The sequence below is a fragment of the Amycolatopsis sp. NPDC004368 genome (genome assembly GCF_053602515.1).
On sequence record NZ_JBSGDT010000018.1, the window covers coordinates 94683 to 114744 of the forward strand.

Below are 20062 nucleotides of genomic sequence, written 5' to 3' on the forward strand. Positions count from 1 at the left end.
CTGCCCCCGGTCGGCGGTTCGGCTCACGGAAAGGAGACTCGGGTGGAGACGGTGATCACGACCGCGGCCGTCGTGCTCGCGCTGCTCCTGTGCTTCGCGGTGGCGCTGCTGTGGCGGCTCTACAAGGACGGCATGCGCCGGGCCGATGCGGCCGCGCGACTCGTGTCGGCCGAGCGGGCGAAGAACGACCAGCAGCAGCTGGCGTTGCGGCGCTACGAGGTGGCGTTCGCGTCGATCAGCGGCCGGGGTGAGCTCGGCGAGCAGGTACTGGTGGAGACCGCGCGCGCGTTGGGGTTGCGCGAAGAACTGCATTTCACGCTGCAGACCGACCTGGCCGGCGGCGGCAGCGTGAAGCCGGACATGGTGCTGCGCGTCGGCGGTGGCCGCACGGTGCCGGTCGACGCCAAGGCCAGCATGGCGATCTGGGCCGAGTCGGTGGAGACCGACGATCCCGAGGAACGGCTCGACGCGTTGCGCGCACACGTCCGGCAGATCCGCTCGCGCGCGGCCGACCTCGCGGGCAAGGGCTACCAGCGCTGGGCGGACGCGATCTACGGCACGATCATGTTCGTACCGTCCGACGCCGCCGTGGTCGCGGCGCTCGACACGGATCCGGAGCTGCTGCGCTGGCTCATCGACCGGCGGGTTTTCCTGTGCGGGCCCACGGGCTTCGGCGTACTGGCGTCGGCCGCGTTGTTCGCGGCGAGCGACCGCGCGCTGGTGGAGGACGTCGAGCAGGTCCGCGCGGGCGCCGCGGCGGCACACCGCGCGGCGGGCAACGCGGTCGAGGCACTGAACCTGTCGAGCACCCACCTGCAACGGTTCATCTCGGCTCGGCGACGGGAACTGGAGGCACTGGACAGCTTCCGCGCGACGGTGGCACCCCTGACGGACGCGTCGGGGAGCCCGTCGGCGTTGCCGGAGGTACGGAAGGGAGACGAATTGGCGGCAAGCTGAGGACGGCGTTCTCCAAGCCGACGGTGGCTCCTTCGACTTGCTTGACTCGATCGCCACGGCGTTGAGTGCGTGGGACTGCGGAGGGTTTGGTCGTTCGACAGGTTCACGTCCACACTCGGGCTGGGAGATGCCGGTGCCTTGGTCACTGGGTCCGGGGCGAGGATCTCGGGGACCTGCGGTTGGTGCGGGAGGGCGGTTCGGCCGGTGGCAGCCTGCACGATTGCCCGTGCCGAGTGCCCAGCCCGCACGAGTGGCCACAGTGCCGAGTGGCCACAGTGCCGAGTGGCCACAGTGCCGAGTGGCCACAGTGCCGAGTGGCCACAGCCGGTTCACCGGCGCGGCCGATCGAGGACCGGACCAGTTGAGCTCGATGGGCCGCGAGTGGGCGGCGGGAGCTCGCAGCCAGGAGTCGGCAGCCGGGAGCAAGTGACCTGGAGCCGACGGCCAGCAGTCGGTAGCCGGAATTCGGCGCCAGGGGTCCGGCGGCGCAGTCCGGCGACGCAGTCCGGCGGCGCTCGCGCACGGCTCGTCACGGTGCGTGGCAGGCCGGGCGCGGTTCGGGGCCGATGGGGCATTTGCCCTGCCCGTGATTCGGTTGTGTCGGTGTGAGGTTTCCGGGGAACGGGAACGTTCCGCTTCACCGGCCGGAGTGTCGCGCCCGCGGGGCACCCCGCGTCGGCGTGGCGGCCGGCCGGCCCAGACCACCGGGCCGAATCCGCAGGTCAGGTGACCAGACCACAAGCCGCGAGCGAGACGCTGGGCCACGGGCGGCGCGACACCACGTGTTCCGCCTGGCGGCAACTCGCGTCACGCTGCCGGGTGGCTGGTCAGGGCGGTCTTCGGCAGTGGCAGCAAGATCGTGACAAGTAACGGCTACGGTGTGCCTCGTGACCGCGATACGCGATCGCCAGAGCGATCCTGATGCCGAAGACGCCACCGTGCCCTGGGACGAGCGTCTCGCCATCGGCGAGAGGCGCGGCCTGCCCTGGTGGGCGGCTGTCCTCGTGGGCTTCGGCCTGGCCGTGCTCGGCGCCATCATCGACGAGAAGACCAAGGGCAGCCTCGACTTCGTGTTCAAGGCGGGCTACTTCGTGGGCGCGGTCGTCGCGGTGGGCGCGGTGCAGAGACGCGCTCTCTTCGGACCGATGGTGCAGCCGCCGCTGGTGCTGGCCGTCACGGTGCCCGGTGTGGTGCTCGTGACCGGCGGCTCCGGCTCGGGCAGCGACACCCTGTCGAAGCTGCTCAACATCGGCACGCCGCTGATCAACGGCTTTCCGACGATGGCGATCACCACCGGCGTCACGCTCCTGTTCGGCTTCTTCCGCATCTTCCGCGAGCGCGACCCCGACGCCGCCGTGAAGCTCAAGGACGGCAAGCCGCCCCGCGACCGCGACGACGTCGACGAGCCGCCGGCGCGGCGTCCCCGGCCGCCGGCCGCCGGTCGTCCCGGGCAGGCGCCGCCACCCGCGGGTGCCCGCCGTCGCGACCCGCGCGACCGGGACCCCCGCGATCGGGACCTCGACGGTCCGCCGCCGCGGCGCCCGCGGCCGCCGGCCGAACCCGGTGCGCGCCCACGGCGCGAGCCGGGTGATCCCGCCGCGCGCGGGGCCCGCAAACCGCCGCCCGAGGGGCGCCGCCCGCGTCCGCCCGAGGGTGACCCCCGGCGCCGTGACCCCCGTGACCCACGGGGCGACGCGCCACCGCCTCGCCGTCGTCCGCGCGCCGACGAACCGCCGCCCGGACGCCCGCGCCCGCCGCGGCGTGAACCGCCCCGCCGGCCCCGGCCGTGGGACGACGAGTCCTGACCCGGATTTTCCTTCCAGCACAACACGAAGAGGCCGCCGATCCCACTCCGGATCGGCGGCCTCTTCGTTTGTCGAGCCACCCTGGATGTCAAGCCACCGGGTTCGCCAACCCACCGGTTCATCACGCCACCCGGTTCGCCAGGCCGCTCTGGGCATCAAGCCGTGCCGGTCATCAACCCACGCCGGTCGTCAACCCAGGCTGTCGTCGAACCATCCGGTCCATCACGCCGCCCCGGAGCTAGAACGAAATTAAGCCGCGGCAGCCACCGAACCCGGCAACCACCGCGGCTTCACCCCAAGCCGACAAGCCGACAAGCCGGCAAGAGCAGGCCGGCGACCCCCGTCAGGACTCCGACTTGGCCGCCTTCCGAAGCTCCTTCGGCAGCGCGAACGCGATCTTCTCGTTGGCCGTCGTCACCTCGTCGACCTGGCCGTAGCCGCGCTCGGCGAGCCAGGCCAGCAGGTCCATGACCAGCACGTCCGGCACCGAGGCGCCCGACGTGACGCCCACCGTCGACACGCCGGAAAGCCACGCAGGATCGACCTCCGACGCGAAGTCGATCAGGTGCGAAGCCCGCGCGCCCGCCTTCAGCGCCACCTCGACCAGGCGCTTTGAGTTCGACGAGTTCTTCGAGCCCACCACCAGCACCAGGTCGCACTCCGGCGCCATGGCCTTCACGGCCACCTGGCGGTTGGTCGTGGCGTAGCAGATGTCATCGCTGGGCGGGTCGGCCAAGGTGGGGAAGCGTTCGCGCAGCTGATCGACGCGCTCCATCGTCTCGTCGACCGACAGGGTGGTCTGGGAGAGCCAGATCACCTTCGACGGGTCGCGCACCTCGACCTTCGCGGCGTCTTCGGCCGTGTCCACGAGCTGGACCTTGTCGGGAGCCTCGCCGGCGGTGCCTTCGACCTCTTCGTGGCCTTCGTGGCCGATCAGCAGGATGTCGTAGTCGTCCTTGGCGAAGCGGTTGACCTCCTTGTGCACCTTCGTCACCAACGGGCACGTGGCGTCGATGGTGCGCAGGCCGCGGTCGGCCGCCTCGGTGTGCACCGCGGGGGAAACGCCGTGGGCGGAGAACACGACCAGCGCGCCCTCGGGCACCTCCGACGTCTCGTCCACGAAGATCGCGCCGCGTTCGCGCAGCGTCTCGACCACGTGGCGGTTGTGCACGATCTCCTTGCGCACGTACACGGGCGCGCCGTAGAGCTCCAGCGCCTTCTCCACGGCGATCACCGCACGGTCCACGCCGGCGCAGTAGCCGCGCGGCTTCGCGAGCAAGACGCGTTTGGCTGCGCCGGACTGGGAGATCGTCGGGGTACCGGCGGGCTCGGTTCCGGGACTCGCAGAAGTCATGCCTCCAGGGTACGGGCTGTGCCGCAGCGCGTTCGAAGTCCTCTTTCGGATGACGTCGGCGGCCATCCGGGCTGTGCCGGGAGTCACGTCCTGTGCCCCAACCCACCCGTTCGGTTGGGCAGGATGGCCCCCATGCGGCACGCTAGACGGCATGAAGCCACTCCCGTTCCCCCTCCGGGTCGCCGCGGGCCTCGCCGTCACCACCGCCGAGCGGGTTCGTGAGCTCCCGAAGCAGATCACTGGCCTGCCCGTGACCGTCGCCAGCCAGGTCCTCCAGCTGTCCATGCGCGTGCAGCAGCACGTCACGGAGCTGGCCATCAAGGGCGACGACGCGCTCTCCGGCCTGCGCCCGGTCGAGGAGACACCGAGCTGGGCGACGTTCGACGAGGACGTCGAGCCCACGCGGCCCACGCTGGTGCCCGTCGACGACTTGCCCGAGCCCCGCGCCAACGGTCACCGGCCCGACCTCCTCCCGCTGAAGGACCAGGACGACGAGCCCGAAGACCCCTGGGCGCAGGAAGAACGCGCCCTGGCCGAGGACCACGCCGACGGCGAGAACGACAGCACCGCCGGCCCCGCGGGCCTGACCGGCTACGACGAGCTCACCCTGCCCCAGCTGCGTGCCCGCCTGCGCCGGCTGACCGTGCCGCAGCTCGAGGAAATCCTCGACTACGAGCGGGCCAACGCCGACCGCGCGTCGTTCACCGGCATGCTCGCGCGGCGCATCGGCAACGCGCGCAAGGCGGAAGAAGAACCCACGCAGCAGGGCGACGACGCGGAAGGCCAGTGAGCACCGACCCCTCGACCAGCGCCGAGAGCCCCTGGCCCGTCCGCACGGTCGCGCGCAAGATCGGCGACTGGATCCACCGCCTCGGCGCCGTGTGGGTGGAGGGCCAGGTCACCCAGATCAACGCGCGCCCCGGCACGCAGACCGCGTTCCTGACCCTGCGCGACCCGTCGGCCGACGTCTCGATGTCCGTGACCGCCCCGATGTGGCTGGTGCGCGAGCTCGCGACGCCGCTGCGCGAGGGCGATCGCGTGGTGGTGCACGCGAAGCCGTCGTTCTTCTTCGGCCGCGGCACGCTCAGCCTGCGCGCCGACGAGATCCGCGCCGTCGGCATCGGCGAGCTGCTCGCGCGCATCGAGCGGCTGCGCAAGCTGCTCGCGGCCGAAGGCCTGTTCTCCCCCGAGCGCAAACGGCCGATTCCCTTTCTGCCCCAGGGCATCGGCCTCATCACGGGCCGCGCCTCGGCCGCCGAGCGAGATGTGCTCGTGAACGCACAGGCCCGCTGGCCCCACGTGCTGTTCAAGGTCGTGAACACCGCCGTGCAAGGGCCGCAGGCCGTGCCGCAGATCCTCCGCGCCCTGTCCACACTGGACAAAGACGCGGAGGTGGACGTGATCGTGATCGCCCGCGGTGGCGGCAGCGTGGAGGACCTGCTGCCGTTCTCCGACGAGGCGCTGTGCCGGGCCGTCGCGGCGGCGGGCACGCCCGTGGTGAGCGCGATCGGGCACGAGCCCGACACCCCGCTGCTCGACCACGTCGCCGACCTGCGCTGTTCCACGCCGACGGACGCGAGCAAACGCATCGTGCCCGACGTGCGGGAGGAGTCCGCCCGCGTGCGCCAGATGCGCGACCGCGGCCGCCGCGCGCTGCACGGCTGGGTCGACACGCAGACGCGGCTGCTCACCCAGCTGCGCAGCCGCCCGTCGCTCGCCGATCCGCTGGGCCCGATCCAGCGCCGCCTCGACGACGTCGAGATGCACCGCGAACGCGGCCGCCGCGCCATGCTCGGCCTGCTCGCGAAAGACCAGGCCGAGGTCGCGAACGCACGCGGCCGGCTGACGGCGCTGGGCCCGGCTGCCACGATGGCCCGCGGTTACGCCGTCGTGCAATTCACCGACGGCTCAGGCAACCTCCAGGTGCTGCGCTCCGTCTCCCAGATCGAGGACGGCGCACGCCTGCGCGTGCGGGTCGCCGACGGGGCGGTCCACGCCGTCACGCAACCGCGCGACACGGAAGGAGACGGGCCGTGACCAAGGCACCGGCGTTCCTCCCGCTCACCGTGGACGCCGCCGCCCGCCTCGACGCCCGCGCCCTGCTGCACCAGGCGCTCACCACCGACCGCGCCGCCACCGAATGCTGGACGGCCCTGCTCGCCGGCTGCGGCTCCCCCGCCCGCCGCGGCCTCGGCCCCCAGCTGCGCCGCCTGTCGGAAGCAACGTCGGTCCACGTCGGCAACCGCTGGTGGTTCGCCGAGGGCGCCGACCACCGCCGCCGCGTCGCGTCCGCCCAGGAAACCCTCGAAGCCGCCATCGCCGATGGCGACGGCCAGGAGTTCGCCCTGGCCTTCGTGGGTTACGACCACGCCATGGCGACCGCGCTCGTCAGCCGCGCGCAGGCTCCGCGGACCACCCCGCCGACCCAGGCCGCGGCTCCCCGGCCGGCCCCCGCTCCGCCACGCCACCAGGGCGGCCGGCACCGCGTCGATCACCGGTCGTGACAACGCGCGGCCCGGCCGGCGCGGTAGTGTGCCCGGACAGCCAGTGCATCGGAACATCGGAGAACGTCGAGCGTGAGCGAAGCAGGCAGCGAAACCGCCGGACTCGGTTACGAGCAGGCGCGCGACCGGCTGGTCGAGGTGGTCAGGGAGCTCGAGGCCGGCGGGTTGAGCCTGGAGCAGTCGCTGGCGCTGTGGGAAAAGGGTGAAGAACTCGCCAAGGTCTGCGAGCGCCACCTCGAAGGCGCGCGTGAGCGGATCGAGGCCGCGCTGGCATCCGTGGAGAACACCGAGAACGCCGACGACGCACAGTGATGAGCACCATGCGCGACTGAATCGTTCAGGTGACGCGAAAATCTGAGACACTGTTCTCCCGCCGAATTCCGCGATCCGGGAGGCCCGCATGAGCACCGCCAGTGACCCACGTCGCGAAGCACCCGACCGCAACCTCGCCATGGAGCTGGTCCGCGTGACCGAGGCCGGGGCGATGGCCGCCGGTCGCTGGGTCGGGCGCGGCGACAAGATCGGGGGCGACGGAGCCGCCGTCGACGCGATGCGCCAGCTCGTTTCCACCGTGTCGATGCGCGGTGTGGTCGTGATCGGCGAGGGCGAGAAGGACGAAGCCCCCATGCTGTTCAACGGCGAGGAGGTGGGCAACGGCGACGGTCCCGACTGCGACGTCGCGGTCGACCCCGTCGACGGTACCACGCTCATGGCCAAGGGCATGCCCAACGCGCTGGCCGTGCTGGCCGTGGCCGAGCGCGGGGCGATGTTCGACCCGTCGGCCGTGTTCTACATGGAGAAGCTGGCCGTCGGTCCCGACGCCGCGGGCAAGGTGGACCTGGCCGCGCCGATCGCCGAGAACATCCGGCGCGTGGCGAAGGCCAAGAACTCCAGCGTCGGCGACGTGACGGTGTGCGTGCTCGACCGGCCGCGCCACGAGCAGATCATCAAGGAGATCCGCGAGGCCGGCGCCCGCATCCGCTTCATCTCCGACGGCGACGTGGCCGGCGCCATCGCCGCGGCGCGCCCGACGACCGGTGTCGACATGTTGATCGGCATCGGCGGCACGCCCGAGGGCATCATCGCCGCGTGCGCGATGAAGTGCCTCGGCGGTGAGCTGCAGGGCCGGCTGTGGCCGAAGGACGAACTGGAGCGCGAAAAGGCCCTGGCCGCGGGCCACGACCTCGACCGCGTGCTCACCAACGACGACCTCGTGCGCGGCGACAACATCTTCTTCTGCGCCACCGGCGTCACCGACGGCGACCTGCTGCGCGGCGTCCACTACCGCGCCGGCGGCGCCACCACGCAGTCGATCGTCATGCGGTCCAAGTCCGGCACCGTCAGAATGATCGACGGTTACCACCGGCTGGAGAAGCTGCGGGCCTACTCGTCCGTGAACTTCGACGGCAACCTCGACGTGCACGAGGACGACGACGTCGTCCCGCCCCTGCCCTGACCCCAAGGAGTTCGCCCGGTGCCCAAGCGGTTGTTCGCGCTGTTTCTCACGATCCTCACGGGAGCAGTGCTCACCGCCGGCAGCGCGACCGCCGGGCCCGCCATCGTCGGCGGGACCGGCGCGGACGAGCCCTACCCGTTCACGGTGTCGATGCACACCGAAGCGGGCACGCTCTTCTGCGCCGGCTCGCTGATCGCGCCCACGTGGGTGGTCACCGCCGCCCACTGCGTGTCCGGGAAGGACCCGGCGACGCTCACGTTCCGCTTGGGCACCAACGAAAGCGCCTCCGGCGGGGAAACGAGCAAGCCCGCCGAGATCGTGCTCAACCCGCACTTCAACTCCTCGACGCAGACCGGCGACATCGCACTCGTCCGGCTCAGCGCGCCCGCGAAGACGGCGCCGATCGCCGTCGGTGCGGCCGCCGCGCCGGGCACCCCGGCCCGCGTACTGGGCTGGGGCCAGACGTGCGCCGCGCCCGGCTGTGGTGACCCCGTGCCGACGCTGCAGCAGCTCGACACGCACCTCGTCGAGGGCAGCAAGTGCACCTCGTCGTTCGACGGCACGGCCGAGCTCTGCACCGACAACCCGTCCGGCAAGGCCGGCTCCTGCTACGGCGACTCCGGTGGCCCGGAACTCACCCGCGACGGCGACCACTGGACGCTCATCGGCGTGACCAGCCGCCCGGGCAACGGCTCGCCCACCTGCGCGACGGCGCCGTCGATCTACACCTCGGTGGTCGCGTACGAGCCCTGGATCGCGTCGAAGACCGGCTGAGTCATTCGGCGTTGCTGGAGTGGCCCGGGAACAGGTGGGCTTCCGGGTCGAGCGCCACCGCGATGTTGTTCACGGCCGTCGCCGCTTCGCCGAAGCCCGTGGCGATCAGTTTCACCTTGCCCGGGTAGTGGGCCACGTCGCCGGCCGCGTACACGCGCGGGCGGGCCGTCGCCATCGTCGAGTCGACCGTGACGGCGCGGTGGTCGATCTCCAGGCCCCAGCTCTCGATCGGCCCCAGGTCGGCCGTGAACCCCAGCGCGGCGACCACGGCGTTGGCCGGCAGCGCGAGGTCCTCGCCGCCCTTCACCGCCACCTCGACACCCTCCAGCGCACCGGTGGGCGACTCGACGAACCGCGTCACCTCGGCGTCGGTGATCAGCGGCACGCCCAGCTCACGCACCTGCCGCACGATCGACTCGGCCGCGCGGAACTTCGCCCGGCGGTGGACCAGCGTCACGCTCGCGGCCACCGGGTGCAGCGCCAGGCACCAGTCGAACGCCGAGTCGCCGCCGCCTACCACGACCACGTGCTGCCCCGCGTGGACCTGCAGCGACGGCACGAAGTGCACCATCCCGCGCCCGAGCCAGCCGTCGCCCGCGGGCAGCGGCCGGGGCGTGAACTCGCCGATGCCGGCCGTGATCAGCACGGCGCCGGCACGCAGCACGTCGCCGCCGTCCAGCGTCAGCTCCACGCCCTCGCCCACGGTCTCGAGCTTCTCCGCCTTGCGGCCGAGCAGGTACGTCGGCTCCCACGGCGCGGCCTGGTCGACCAGCCCCTGCACCAGGTCACGCCCGCGCACGGCCGCGAAGCCGCCGACGTCGTAGATCATCTTCTCGGGGTACATCGCGGTGACCTGGCCGCCCGGCTCGGGCAGGGAGTCGACGACGGCCATGGAGAGGCCGCGGAATCCCGCGTAGTAGGCGGCGAACAGCCCGGTGGGCCCGGCGCCGATGATCACGAGGTCGTAGTCCATTTGCTCGCTCCAGCCAGTGGTGGGTGGCGGTGATCGAGAACACAACCGATCCTAGACCGATCACGCCCAGGAATTACCTGATCGAGGTGGGCGACGCCACGACGCCGTCCGCGCCGATCAGGGCCAGAATCGAGGGTATGGCTGAACAGGAATACCGGATCGAACACGACACGATGGGTGAGGTCCGCGTCCCGGTCGACGCGCTCTACCGCGCGCAGACGCAGCGTGCCGTGGAGAACTTCCCCGTCTCCGGCCGCGGTCTCGAGCGCGCCCAGATCCGCGCGCTGGGCCTGTTGAAGGCCGCCGCCGCGCGCGTGAACGCCAAGCTGGGCGTGCTGGACGCCGACGTCGCCGAGGCGATCGCCACGGCCGCCGACGGTGTGGCCGAGGGCAAGTACGACGACCAGTTCCCGATCGACGTCTTCCAGACCGGCTCGGGCACGTCGTCGAACATGAACGCCAACGAGGTCATCGCGACGCTCGCCACGCGGGCGCTGGGCCGCGACGTACACCCGAACGACCACGTCAACGCGTCGCAGTCGTCCAACGACACGTTCCCGACGACCATCCACGTGGCCGCCACCGAAGCCGTGCTCACCGACGTGATCCCGGCCCTGGAGCACCTCGCCGGCGCGATCGAGACGCGCGCGCAGGAGTGGGCCGACGTCGTGAAGTCGGGCCGCACGCACCTGATGGACGCCGTGCCGATCACCTTGGGCCAGGAGGCCGGCGCGTGGGCCGCCCAGATCCGCTTCGGCATCGAGCGCCTGCAGTCGGGCGTGGGTCGCCTGGGCGAGCTGCCCATCGGCGGCACCGCCGTCGGCTCGGGCCTCAACGCGCCCGACGGATTCGGCGCGGCCGTCTCCGCCGAGCTGGCCCGGCTGACCGGCCTGCCCCTCACCGAGGCCCGCAACCACTTCGAGGCGCAGGCGACGCAGGACAGCGTGGTCGAGACGTCCGGTCAGCTGCGCACGATCGCCGTGTCGCTCAACAAGATCGCGAACGACCTGCGCTGGCTGGGTTCCGGCCCGCGCACCGGGCTGTCCGAGCTGGCGCTGCCGGACCTGCAGCCGGGCTCGTCGATCATGCCCGGCAAGGTCAACCCCGTCATCCCGGAGGCGACGCTGCAGGTCGTGGCGCAGGTCGTCGGCAACGACGCGGCCGTGGCCTTCGCGGGCGCGGCGGGCAACTTCCAGCTCAACGTGAACCTGCCGGTGATCGCCCGCAACGTGCTCGAGTCGGCCCGGCTGCTGGCCGCCGTCTCGCGGCTGCTGGCGGACAAGGTCTTCGACGGGATCACCGCGAACGTCGAGCGCACCCGCCAGTACGCGGAGGGTTCGCCGTCGATCGTGACCCCACTGAACAAGTACATCGGCTACGAGGCCGCGGCGGCTGTGGCGAAGCAGGCGCTGAAGGAGCTCAAGACCATTCGCGAGGTCGTGCTCGAGCGCGGTTTCGTCGCCGACGGCAAGCTGACCGAAGAGCAGCTCGACGAGGCCCTCGACGTGTTGCGCATGGCACGCGGCGGCAAGTAGGGATTTTCCGCCTGCGGCCCGCTTCCCGGCTCTCCGGGAAGCGGGCCGCTCGTCGTTTCACTACGCTCGGGGGGCGCGAACCGGTCACCGCACGTGGACGAACTGTACCTCTGCGCACAAATTCATTCCGGCAGTCGTTTCATTGTGCGCGAAACACCCGGCTGGTAGCGTCGTGCACCGCTCTTGATTCCCTTTCTGTGGCGTCATTTGATCAATTCGCCGCGAGGAGAGAGCAAGCAGTTGGGAGGCTGCGATGGCGACGTACCAATATCGATGCGCTCGGGACGGTGTCTTCGAGGTGCGCCTGCCGATGGGGACGGCCCCGCCGGGTTCGCAGTGTCCGGTCTGCGGTGACGACGCGGCCCGCAGCTACAGTGCGCCGCTGCTGTCACTGGCACCACGTGAGCTGGTCACAGCCATCGACCAGACGGAGAAAACTCGCGACGAGCCGGCCGTGGTGTCCGCGGTACCGCCCGCTCGCGGCCGGTCGCGCGGGCCGGTGACGACACCGAACCCCGCGCTGCGACGCCTGCCGAGACCGTAGGCGAACGCGGCCCAGCCTGCGCCCTGCCGGGCAATGGCCCGCCGGCTGGGCCGGCGAAGAAGAACTGCGGCTGATGCCCGGGAGTGCTCTGCGGAGCCGCCACGCTCCGCGGCGTCCAGGTGCGCAGCACTCGATGCCGGTCGCCCAGCAAGCCGACGGGAGATGCCATGCCGCAAGTCGTTTTCTCACTCGATTCCACAAAGAAATTCTCCGAACAAGAAATTGTCGGACACAACCGGTGGCACGGGGATATTCCCGCCCAGGTTCACGTCAAGCCGGGCGACTCGTTCCGCGTCGACTGCCGTGAATGGTTCGACGGCGCGATCCACAACGACGATTCCGCCGAAGACGTGCTGAACGCGCCGCTGCCCGCCGTGCACGTGCTCAGCGGGCCGATCGCGGTCGAGGGCGCACAGCCCGGCGACCTCCTCATCGTCGACATCCTCGACGTCGGCCCGATCCCGCAGGAGGACTCGGGACCGCTGGCCGGCCAGGGCTGGGGCTACACCGGCGTCTTCGCCACCAAGAACGGCGGTGGCTTCCTCACGGAGTGGTTCCCCGACGCGTACAAGGTGATCTGGGACTTCATGGGCGGCGTCGCCACCTCGCGGCACGTCCCCGGGGTCTCCTACACCGGCATCGTGCACCCCGGGCTGATGGGCACGGCGCCCTCCGCGGCGCTGCTCGCCAAGTGGAACAGCCGCGAACAGGCGCTGATCGACACCGACCCGAACCGGGTGCCGCCACTGGCCTTGCCCCCGCTGCCGGACTCCGCGATCCTCGGCAGCCTCACCGGCGCCGACTTCGACCGGGTCGCGGCCGAGGCCGCGCGCACCGCGCCGCCGCGGGAGAACGGCGGGAACCAGGACATCAAGAACTTCACCAAGGGAACCCGGGTCTTCTACCCGGTTTTCGTCGACGGCGCGAAACTCTCGATGGGCGACCTGCACTTCTCGCAGGGCGACGGCGAGATCACGTTCTGCGGCGCCATCGAGATGGGCGGGTTCATGGACCTGCACGTCGACCTGATCAAGGGCGGGATGGAGACCTACGGCGTCTCCGAGAACGCGATCTTCATGCCGGGCAACGTCGACCCGCAGTACAGCCAGTGGCTGGCGTTCTCCGGCACCTCGGTCACGCTCGACGGGGAGCAGCACTACCTGGACTCGCACCTGTCGTACCAGCGGGCCTGCCTGCACGCCATCGACTACCTGCAGAAGTTCGGCTACAGCGCGATCCAGGCGTACATGATCCTGGGCTCGGCGCCGATCGAGGGCAGGCTCTCCGGCGTGGTCGACATCCCGAACTCGTGCTCCACCGTCTACCTGCCCACCGCGATCTTCGACATCGACGTGCGTCCTTCGGCTTCGGGCCCGGCGCAGGTCGAACAGGGCATGAGCGTGCCGACGGCGAGCTTCTGACGCCCGGAGCGGGCCGGTGCCCCCGGGCGGGCGGCGGGTCCGCCTCCCGCCCGGGCCGGTCCGTCGAGAACTACCCATCCGCCGGAGGAGGCGGCTATGACCACAGCACCACCGGACCGCGGCCACCACGGGCCGTGGCGATGGATCAACGGCACCATGCCCGAGGTCGACGAACGAGCCCTGAAGGTGCCCGTGGTCGGGTTCGTCGAGTACTGCCTGCGCGGAATCGGGCAGGTCGTGTTCATGAACAGCCCGATCACCGGCGCGTTCATCCTGCTGGCCGCCTGGCTGCAGGAGCCGTGGCTCGGGTTCGGGGCCACGGTGGGGGTGGTGGCCTCGACGCTCGCCGCGCTGGCACTGGGGTTCGACCGCGACGCGATCCACGCTGGTCTCTACGGGTTCAACGGCGTCCTCGTCGGCCTCGGGCTCGCGCTGTTCCTCGCACCCGAGTGGGACGGGATCGTGATCCTGTGGATCATCCTCCTGAGCGCGGTGTCCTCGATCCTGATGGCCGCGCTGGCGGCAGCGTTCGGCGGCTCTTGGGGTGTGCCGCCGTTCACGCTGGCCTTCAACATCACCACTCTGCTGTTCCTGATCACCGCACTGCACATCACGCGCGGACGGCTCAGCGACGCGATCGCCCCGGCCACACCGGAGGTGAACGGGCCCGCTGTGCGCACAACCCTGCGGGCGAGCGCCGACGCCGCCGGCAACACCGACGTGGTGGCCGTGATCAACGCGATCTTCCGCGGCATCGGCCAGTTGTTCTTCTGCAACAGTCTGCTGGCCGGCGTGCTGATCATCGTCGGGATCGCGTTCTGCTCCCGGATCGCCGCGGTCTTCGCGCTGGTCGGCTCGGCCGTCGGGATGCTGACCGGGATGGCGCTGGGTGCCGACGGCGTGCTGATCTACAACGGGCTGTGGGGCTTCAACTCGTTCGACGCGGCGCTGGCGATCGCCGGTGTGTTCTACGTGCTGACCTGGCGCTCGGCGATCCTCGGGGTGCTGTGTGCGATCTTCACGGCCCTGCTCTTCGGTGCGATCGGATCGATTTTCGTCCCGTGGGGCCTGCCGGCGCTCACGCTGCCGTTCTGCTTCGGCACGCTCACGTTCGTGCTGCTGAAGGGCACGTCGAAGTACTTCGAATGGGTGCCGCCCGCGGAGGTCGTCACCCCGGAGGAACACGTCCGGCGCTCGCACCGCGAGCACGCCATGGCGGGCTCCGGTGATCCCCAGGCCGGACCCGGCAACCCCTGACTGCGTCGCTGAAGGCCTGCGGCTCGAAGTGACAGCGGCCGTTTCAGCGTCCTACCGCGGACAACCCGGGAGTGGTCCCGCCGCGAAGGGCAGCGTCGACGGCGCCTGAGGTCACCGCGCGGCCGTCACGTGGCCGGGCTCACGATGGCCAGGGACGACGTTTCCCCAGGTCAGGAGGCTACGACCGGAAACTGTCGGTGCCGCGGGTCATGATGGTCGGGTGTTGCTCACCGAGATCGTCACCGCGTCCGCCGAGCTGGCGGCCACCCGGTCGAGGAAGGCGAAGATCGCCACTCTCGCCGCGGTGCTCCGCGCCGCCGAGACCGCCGAGCTGCCGGCCGTGATCTCCTACCTCACGGGGCAGACGGCGCAGGATCGGCTGGGCGCGGGCTGGCGCACGCTCGCGGAGCTGGCCGTGCCGCCGGCCGTGGTGCCGACGGTCGAGGTGCGAGAGGTCGACGAGTCACTCACCGAGGTCGCGGCGGCCTCGGGCGCGGGGTCGGTGAAGCGGCGGGCCGAGGTGCTCACGGCGTTGTTCGCCCGGCTCACGCGCGGCGAGCAGGAGTTCCTCATCCGGCTGGTCACCGGGGAGCTGCGGCAGGGGGCGCTGGAGGGGGTGATGGTCGACGCCGTGGCGGCGGCGGCCGAGGTGCCCGTGGCCGACGTGCGGCGGGCGTTCATGTTGTCCGGCAAGCTTTCCGTCACGGGGCACGCGGCGATGACCGGTGGCGCGCAGCGGCTGGCCGAGTTCCGGCTCACGCTCGGGCGTCCGATCAAGCCGATGCTCGCGTCGCCCGCGGAGTCGCTCGACGAGGCGGTGGCGGAGCACGCGCACGCGATCGTCGAGTACAAAATGGACGGTGCGCGAATCCAGGTGCACCGCGTGGGCCGGGAAGTGCACGTCTACACACGCACGTTGCGGGAGATCACATCCAGCGTCGCGGAGCTGGTGGAGCTCGTGCGGGCGCTGCCGTGCGAATCGGTGGTGCTCGACGGTGAGACGCTCGCGTTGACCGACGACGGGCGACCGCGGCCGTTCCAGGAAACCATGAGCCGCTTCGGCAGCACCCGGGAGGAACAGGTGCGGGCGCTGCTGCTGCGGCCGTACTTCTTCGACTGCCTGCACCTCGACGGCGTGGACCTGCTCGACGCGCCGCTGTCGGAACGCAGTGCGGCACTGCGGGAAGTCGCGGGTGAGCACGTGATCCCGGGCCAGGTCGAGCCGGCGGATGCGGCGGCGGTACTCGACGCGGCGATGGCGGCCGGCCACGAGGGCGTGATGGTGAAGGACCTGGCTTCGCCGTATGCGGCGGGGCGCCGGGGCCGGGCGTGGCTCAAGGTGAAACCGGTCCACACCATCGATCTGGTGGTGCTCGCGGCGGAGTGGGGGCACGGGCGGCGCACGGGCACGCTGTCGAACCTGCACCTCGGCGCGCGCGACCCCGACGGCGGACCGCCGATCATGGTGGGCAAGACGTTCAAGGGCATGACCGACGAGCTGCTGGCGTGGCAGACGCGCACGTTCCAGGAGATCGAGACGCACCGCGACGGCTACACGGTGTACGTGCGCCCCGAAGTGGTCGTGGAGATCGAGCTCGACGGCGCCCAGATCAGCACGCGGTACCCGGGCGGGCTGGCACTGCGGTTCGCGCGCGTGGTGCGGTACCGGCCGGACAAGGAACCGGGTGACGCCGACACGATCGACACCGTTCGCGGCCTGTTGCGCGGAGACCGGGCCGAATGACATCCGGACAGACAGGGCCAATTCACCACGCACGCACCAAAAGGCCAGACGAAAGTCGATGTTGTGCCCTCGGGCGATGCATCAGAGTGAGCCGCACCGCATCGTTCGGGAGTGGGGAGACGACATGACTCTTCGGGTTCGGTCCGCCGTGCGCGGGTTCGGACGACCGCTGGCGCTGCTCGCGGGCGTCGCGCTGGCGGCCACCGCCGTAGCGGCCCCGGCGGGTGCTTCCGGCGCTGCAGCGAGCACACCGCCGGCGCCGTCGATGCACCGCTTCTCGGCGGCCGCGAAGTCGTTCATCGGAGCGCACACGGTGGCCGACCGCGTCGCGAAGCTCGAGGCGGCGACGTCCACGCTGCCCAGGGAAAGCTTCGCGTACAACGCGACGAAGCTGTGGAACCAGGGCATCACGGGTGCGGGCACCACCGTCACCACGCTCGTCTCGTACGGCGACGACCAGGTGAAGCAGGTCCTCGACGAATACTCGCAGCGCCACGGCTTGCCGCCGGCCGATGTCGAAGTGCTGCAACCGTCGGGCGCGGTCCCGGCGTGCACCGACCCCGGCGTCGACACGGCGACGTGCGAGAGCTGGGGCGGGGAGACCGACCTCGACGTCACGATGATGCACGCGATGGCCCCCGGCGCGAAGATCATCGTCGCCGCGACGCCGGTGGCCGAGACCAGGGCTTCACCGGGCTGCCCGAGATGATGAACGCCGTCGACTACCTCACGAAGCACAAGCTCACCGACGTGATCTCGATGAGCTTCGGCACCACGGAGGAGAACTTCCCGTCGTTCCAGTCCATAAAGACGCTCGACCCGGCGCTGGAGCGCGCGAGCAAGGCGGGCATCACGATGGTCGCCTCCTCGGGTGACGACGGGCCGACCGGCGGCTACCTCCAGGGCCCGGGCAACTGCCCGTACCGCGTCGCGAGCTGGCCGGCCAGCGACCCGCGCGTGACCACCCTCGGCGGCACGCAGCTGCACCTCGACTCGACCGGCGCCCGCACGAAGCCGGACGACCTGGTCAACGTGGCCGACAACGGCTTCGGCGAAGGTGCGGGCCTGTCGAAGACCTACGCGCGCCCGTCGTGGCAGGACGGCGTCAAGAAGATCACGGGCAGCAGGATGCGGTCGTTCCCGGACATCAGCATGGAAGGCGTGCAGGGCACTTCGCAGTCGGCGCCGCTGTTCGCCGGTGTGCTCGCCCTGGCGGTCCAGGCCAACCACGGCAAGCTGGGCCAGATCAACCCGGCGCTGTACACCAAGCTCGGCCCGAAGGGGGCGAAGGCGGGCATCGTCGACGTCGTCACCGGGGACAACAGCCAGGACGGCGTGGAGGGCTTCACCGCCGCGCCCGGCTTCGACATCGCCAGCGGCTGGGGCACGGTCGACGCGTCGGTGTTCGTCCCGGCGTTGGTGAAGGCCATCCACTGACGCATTCCTGATCAAGCACGGCGAAGGGCGCGGCCGGCGGGTCGCGCCCTTCGCCGTGCTTGCCACCGAGGCAAGTCAGCGGCTCCCGGCCAACCGCTCGAACACCTCCGACCTTGCCCGGTCCTCGGCCGCAGCGGACAACTCGGCAAGCAACGGGCGAAGCTTGGCTGCGCCAAGACCCGCTACCCGCCCTGGGTCGACGTCGGCGGTCAAGCCGAGCGTCACCCCGAGCTCGGCCACCGCCCGCTCAGCCGACACCTCGGGCCGAAGCTCCGCCAGCGCAGCGCGCGCCCCGTCGGCCGCGGGGCCGTACGCCCGCAGCACGAGCGGAAGAAACAGCGTGTGCAGAAGGCCGTAGCCGAGTCCGTGCCTCGTGGACACCAGGTCGCACACCTGGTGCACCACACCAGGCCGGCCCAGCTCGTGCAGCGCGTGGCCGGCCAGCGCGGCACCGGCCAGCGCGTCTTGGCAGGTCGAGAGATCACCAGCCCCGGCAGCGAGCGAGGCGAGGCAGCCCCACAGCAGAAGCAAGCCCTCCCGAGCCGACGCCAGCGCTTCCTCGCTCGCCGGATGGCACAGCACCTCCAGGCAGTTCGCGACGGCGACGATTCCACTGCTTGCCACGACCTCGCGCGGCAGCCCCGCGACGAGTTCCGGGTCGTAGAACACCGCCCGGGGCAGAACGCGGTCGGACGTTCCCGTTTCCTTGCCGCGGTCGGTGGTGACGAAGTAGCGCGACGTGCGCTCCGCACCCGAGAACGTGGTCGGGACCGCGATCAGCGGCAACCGCAACGCGAGCGAAACGATCTTGCCCAGCCCGATCGCCGAGCCGCCGCCGATGGCCAGCACCGCGTCGGCGTGCGTTTCCTGCGCCGAGGCGACGGCGAGGTTGGCCTGGTGGGCCGGCACGTGTGCGGGCACGTCCGACCACCGGCCGACGTAGCGGCCGCCGAGCAGACCCGGCAGTCGCGCGACTGCCCGGTCCGACGACCGGGAGGCTACCGCCACCACGCGACGGCAGCCCAGATCGCCGGCCACCGTCGGGAGTTCTCGCAGGGATCCGCTGCCCCACACCAGGTTCTGACCGAGCGCGGCGCCGTGGGACCGGCGGACGGGGTCAGCGGTCCGCGCCACCGTGGCCGTCCGGCGTGTACTGCAGCAGGTGCTGTCCGTAGACGTCCGAGCCGATCGCGGCCAGCGCCGCCGGCACCGGCTCGGGGTCCTGCAGGAAAGGCTGCGCGACGTCGCACGGGTGCTGCCACGTGGCGAACTCCAGCGCGATCTTGTTCACCGGGTCCTCGAAGTAGATCGAGTGACAGAAACCGTGGTCGAGTTCGCTGTTCACCTTGATCCCGTTCTCCTCGAGCACTGATTTCGCGTGCTGTAGTTCACCCTCGGAGGGAACCGTGATCGCGAGGTGGTTGCCTGCCCCGAGCAACGAGTTGTCCGCGGCGATCTCGGCGTCCTTGAACTCGAAGAACGCGATCGTGTCCTGCTCGCTGATGCGGAAGAAGTAGTGCCTGCTGCCGGCGAGGTTCCCCGGCACCGCACCGGGAAACGGGTCCGGGTCGGGCAGTTGCAGCGTCACGACAATGGGGAATCCCAGAATCCCGTTGTAGAATTTCACGGTTTCTTCCATGTCATTGGTCACGAAGGCCATGTGATGACACCCGGTCGTCCGAATACCCATGATGATCCCTCTCACTGTTTCCGGCGATGTGTCAATGACTTTACGCGCAATCTAGTTTCCACGTCAACGAGATTTTGCAAAGGCCCTGCAGGCTCGACGCGCGCACGCTCGGTTACGGTGGAGTCGTGACCGCGACGCACGGGGAACGCCCGGTGCCCCACCTCTCGGAGGACGAGCTTCTCGCCTGGCGCGGGCTGCTCGAACTGGAAGCACGTGTGCTCGGCGTGCTCGACACCGAACTGCGCGCGGACCACGACTTGTCGATCGCCGAGTTCGACACGCTCTACCAGCTGTGGCTCCAGCCCGGCGGCCGGTGCCGCATGAAGGACCTCGCGGAGAAGCTGCTCGTCAGCCGAGGCGGCGTAACCAAGCTGATCACCCGGCTCCACAGCCGCGGGTTGGTGGCCCGCGTGTCGCAGCCCGGTCAGCAAGCGGTCGACGCCCAGCTGACCGAGACCGGCGACGCGCTTCTCGCGAAGGCGATGAACACTCATTTCGACGGCGTCCGCCGCCTGGTGACCTCTCGACTGTCCGCCGCCGAGCTGCACACCCTCCGCACAGTCGCCGAACGCCTGCGCGAGCTGCCCACCTGAGCACACCCGACGGGGTGA

General features: G+C 70.7%; 20 protein-coding genes. 16 read left to right on the plus strand and 4 right to left on the minus strand.

What is annotated here, in order from left to right:
• Positions 1–42: 42 nt before the first annotated feature.
• On the plus strand, positions 43–957 hold the full coding sequence (gene rmuC / locus ACWEOE_RS24400; RefSeq protein ID WP_452012768.1) for a DNA recombination protein RmuC: 915 nt from the start codon (positions 43–45) through the stop codon (positions 955–957).
• Positions 958–1844: 887 nt separating this feature from the next.
• Positions 1845–2762, plus strand: coding sequence for a DUF6542 domain-containing protein (locus ACWEOE_RS24405; protein WP_452012769.1), 918 nt, complete (start codon positions 1845–1847; stop codon positions 2760–2762).
• A gap of 343 nt (positions 2763–3105) precedes the next feature.
• On the opposite strand, the gene ACWEOE_RS24410 is transcribed toward ACWEOE_RS24405, so the two are convergent.
• Positions 3106–4116: a 4-hydroxy-3-methylbut-2-enyl diphosphate reductase gene (locus ACWEOE_RS24410; protein WP_452012770.1), complete on the minus strand. Its 1011-nt coding sequence runs from the start codon at positions 4114–4116 to the stop codon at positions 3106–3108.
• A gap of 151 nt (positions 4117–4267) precedes the next feature.
• On the opposite strand from ACWEOE_RS24410, the gene ACWEOE_RS24415 reads away from it, so the two are divergent.
• The 6 genes from ACWEOE_RS24415 (at position 4268) to ACWEOE_RS24440 (ending at position 8850) form a co-directional block, all read left to right on the plus strand.
• On the plus strand, positions 4268–4906 hold the full coding sequence (locus ACWEOE_RS24415; protein ID WP_452012771.1) for a lipid droplet-associated protein: 639 nt from the start codon (positions 4268–4270) through the stop codon (positions 4904–4906).
• Positions 4903–6153 (plus strand): exodeoxyribonuclease VII large subunit, encoded by a 1251-nt coding sequence (gene xseA, locus ACWEOE_RS24420; RefSeq protein ID WP_452012772.1) that lies wholly within the window; start codon positions 4903–4905, stop codon positions 6151–6153. Before ACWEOE_RS24415 ends, xseA begins: the two co-directional genes overlap by 4 nt.
• Positions 6150–6620 carry a hypothetical protein gene (locus tag ACWEOE_RS24425; protein ID WP_452012773.1) on the plus strand — a complete coding sequence of 157 codons (471 nt, stop codon included), beginning with the start codon at positions 6150–6152 and terminating at the stop codon, positions 6618–6620. The genes xseA and ACWEOE_RS24425 overlap by 4 nt, the downstream gene beginning before the upstream one ends.
• A gap of 72 nt (positions 6621–6692) precedes the next feature.
• A complete protein-coding gene (locus tag ACWEOE_RS24430) occupies positions 6693–6932 on the plus strand; it encodes an exodeoxyribonuclease VII small subunit (protein ID WP_452012774.1) in 240 nt (79 codons plus the stop codon).
• Between the two features lie 88 nt (positions 6933–7020).
• Entirely contained in the window at positions 7021–8076 is a 1056-nt protein-coding gene (gene glpX / locus ACWEOE_RS24435; protein ID WP_452012775.1) for a class II fructose-bisphosphatase, read from the plus strand.
• Positions 8077–8094: 18 nt separating this feature from the next.
• Positions 8095–8850 carry a S1 family peptidase gene (locus ACWEOE_RS24440; RefSeq protein ID WP_452012776.1) on the plus strand — a complete coding sequence of 252 codons (756 nt, stop codon included), beginning with the start codon at positions 8095–8097 and terminating at the stop codon, positions 8848–8850.
• Between the two features lies 1 nt (position 8851).
• On the opposite strand, the gene ACWEOE_RS24445 is transcribed toward ACWEOE_RS24440, so the two are convergent.
• Positions 8852–9823 (minus strand): NAD(P)/FAD-dependent oxidoreductase, encoded by a 972-nt coding sequence (locus tag ACWEOE_RS24445; RefSeq protein ID WP_452012778.1) that lies wholly within the window; start codon positions 9821–9823, stop codon positions 8852–8854.
• A 137-nt stretch (positions 9824–9960) separates the two neighbouring features.
• Between ACWEOE_RS24445 and ACWEOE_RS24450 the strand changes: the two genes are divergently transcribed.
• The 7 genes from ACWEOE_RS24450 to ACWEOE_RS24480 all read left to right on the plus strand — a co-directional run bounded on the left by ACWEOE_RS24450 (position 9961) and on the right by ACWEOE_RS24480 (position 17761).
• Complete coding sequence (locus ACWEOE_RS24450; RefSeq protein ID WP_452012780.1) at positions 9961–11358, plus strand: class II fumarate hydratase; 1398 nt, start codon at positions 9961–9963, stop codon at positions 11356–11358.
• A 253-nt stretch (positions 11359–11611) separates the two neighbouring features.
• Entirely contained in the window at positions 11612–11902 is a 291-nt protein-coding gene (locus ACWEOE_RS24455; protein ID WP_452012781.1) for an FmdB family zinc ribbon protein, read from the plus strand.
• 167 nt (positions 11903–12069) lie between these two features.
• Entirely contained in the window at positions 12070–13323 is a 1254-nt protein-coding gene (fmdA, locus tag ACWEOE_RS24460) for a formamidase (RefSeq protein WP_452012783.1), read from the plus strand.
• 96 nt (positions 13324–13419) lie between these two features.
• Complete coding sequence (locus tag ACWEOE_RS24465; RefSeq protein WP_452012784.1) at positions 13420–14580, plus strand: urea transporter; 1161 nt, start codon at positions 13420–13422, stop codon at positions 14578–14580.
• Positions 14581–14800: 220 nt separating this feature from the next.
• On the plus strand, positions 14801–16324 hold the full coding sequence (locus ACWEOE_RS24470) for an ATP-dependent DNA ligase (protein WP_452012786.1): 1524 nt from the start codon (positions 14801–14803) through the stop codon (positions 16322–16324).
• A gap of 124 nt (positions 16325–16448) precedes the next feature.
• Entirely contained in the window at positions 16449–17033 is a 585-nt protein-coding gene (locus tag ACWEOE_RS24475; protein WP_452012787.1) for a hypothetical protein, read from the plus strand.
• Positions 17030–17761 (plus strand): S8 family serine peptidase, encoded by a 732-nt coding sequence (locus tag ACWEOE_RS24480; protein ID WP_452012788.1) that lies wholly within the window; start codon positions 17030–17032, stop codon positions 17759–17761. The genes ACWEOE_RS24475 and ACWEOE_RS24480 overlap by 4 nt, the downstream gene beginning before the upstream one ends.
• 75 nt (positions 17762–17836) lie before the next feature.
• Here the strand turns inward: ACWEOE_RS24480 and ACWEOE_RS24485 are convergent, their stop codons facing one another.
• Both ACWEOE_RS24485 and ACWEOE_RS24490 read right to left on the minus strand, forming a co-directional pair.
• A complete protein-coding gene (locus ACWEOE_RS24485) occupies positions 17837–18895 on the minus strand; it encodes an iron-containing alcohol dehydrogenase (protein WP_452012789.1) in 1059 nt (352 codons plus the stop codon).
• Positions 18879–19451 (minus strand): VOC family protein, encoded by a 573-nt coding sequence (locus ACWEOE_RS24490; RefSeq protein WP_452012791.1) that lies wholly within the window; start codon positions 19449–19451, stop codon positions 18879–18881. Before ACWEOE_RS24490 ends, ACWEOE_RS24485 begins: the two co-directional genes overlap by 17 nt.
• A gap of 125 nt (positions 19452–19576) precedes the next feature.
• On the opposite strand from ACWEOE_RS24490, the gene ACWEOE_RS24495 reads away from it, so the two are divergent.
• Positions 19577–20044 (plus strand): MarR family winged helix-turn-helix transcriptional regulator, encoded by a 468-nt coding sequence (locus ACWEOE_RS24495; RefSeq protein WP_452012792.1) that lies wholly within the window; start codon positions 19577–19579, stop codon positions 20042–20044.
• Positions 20045–20062: the final 18 nt, after the last annotated feature.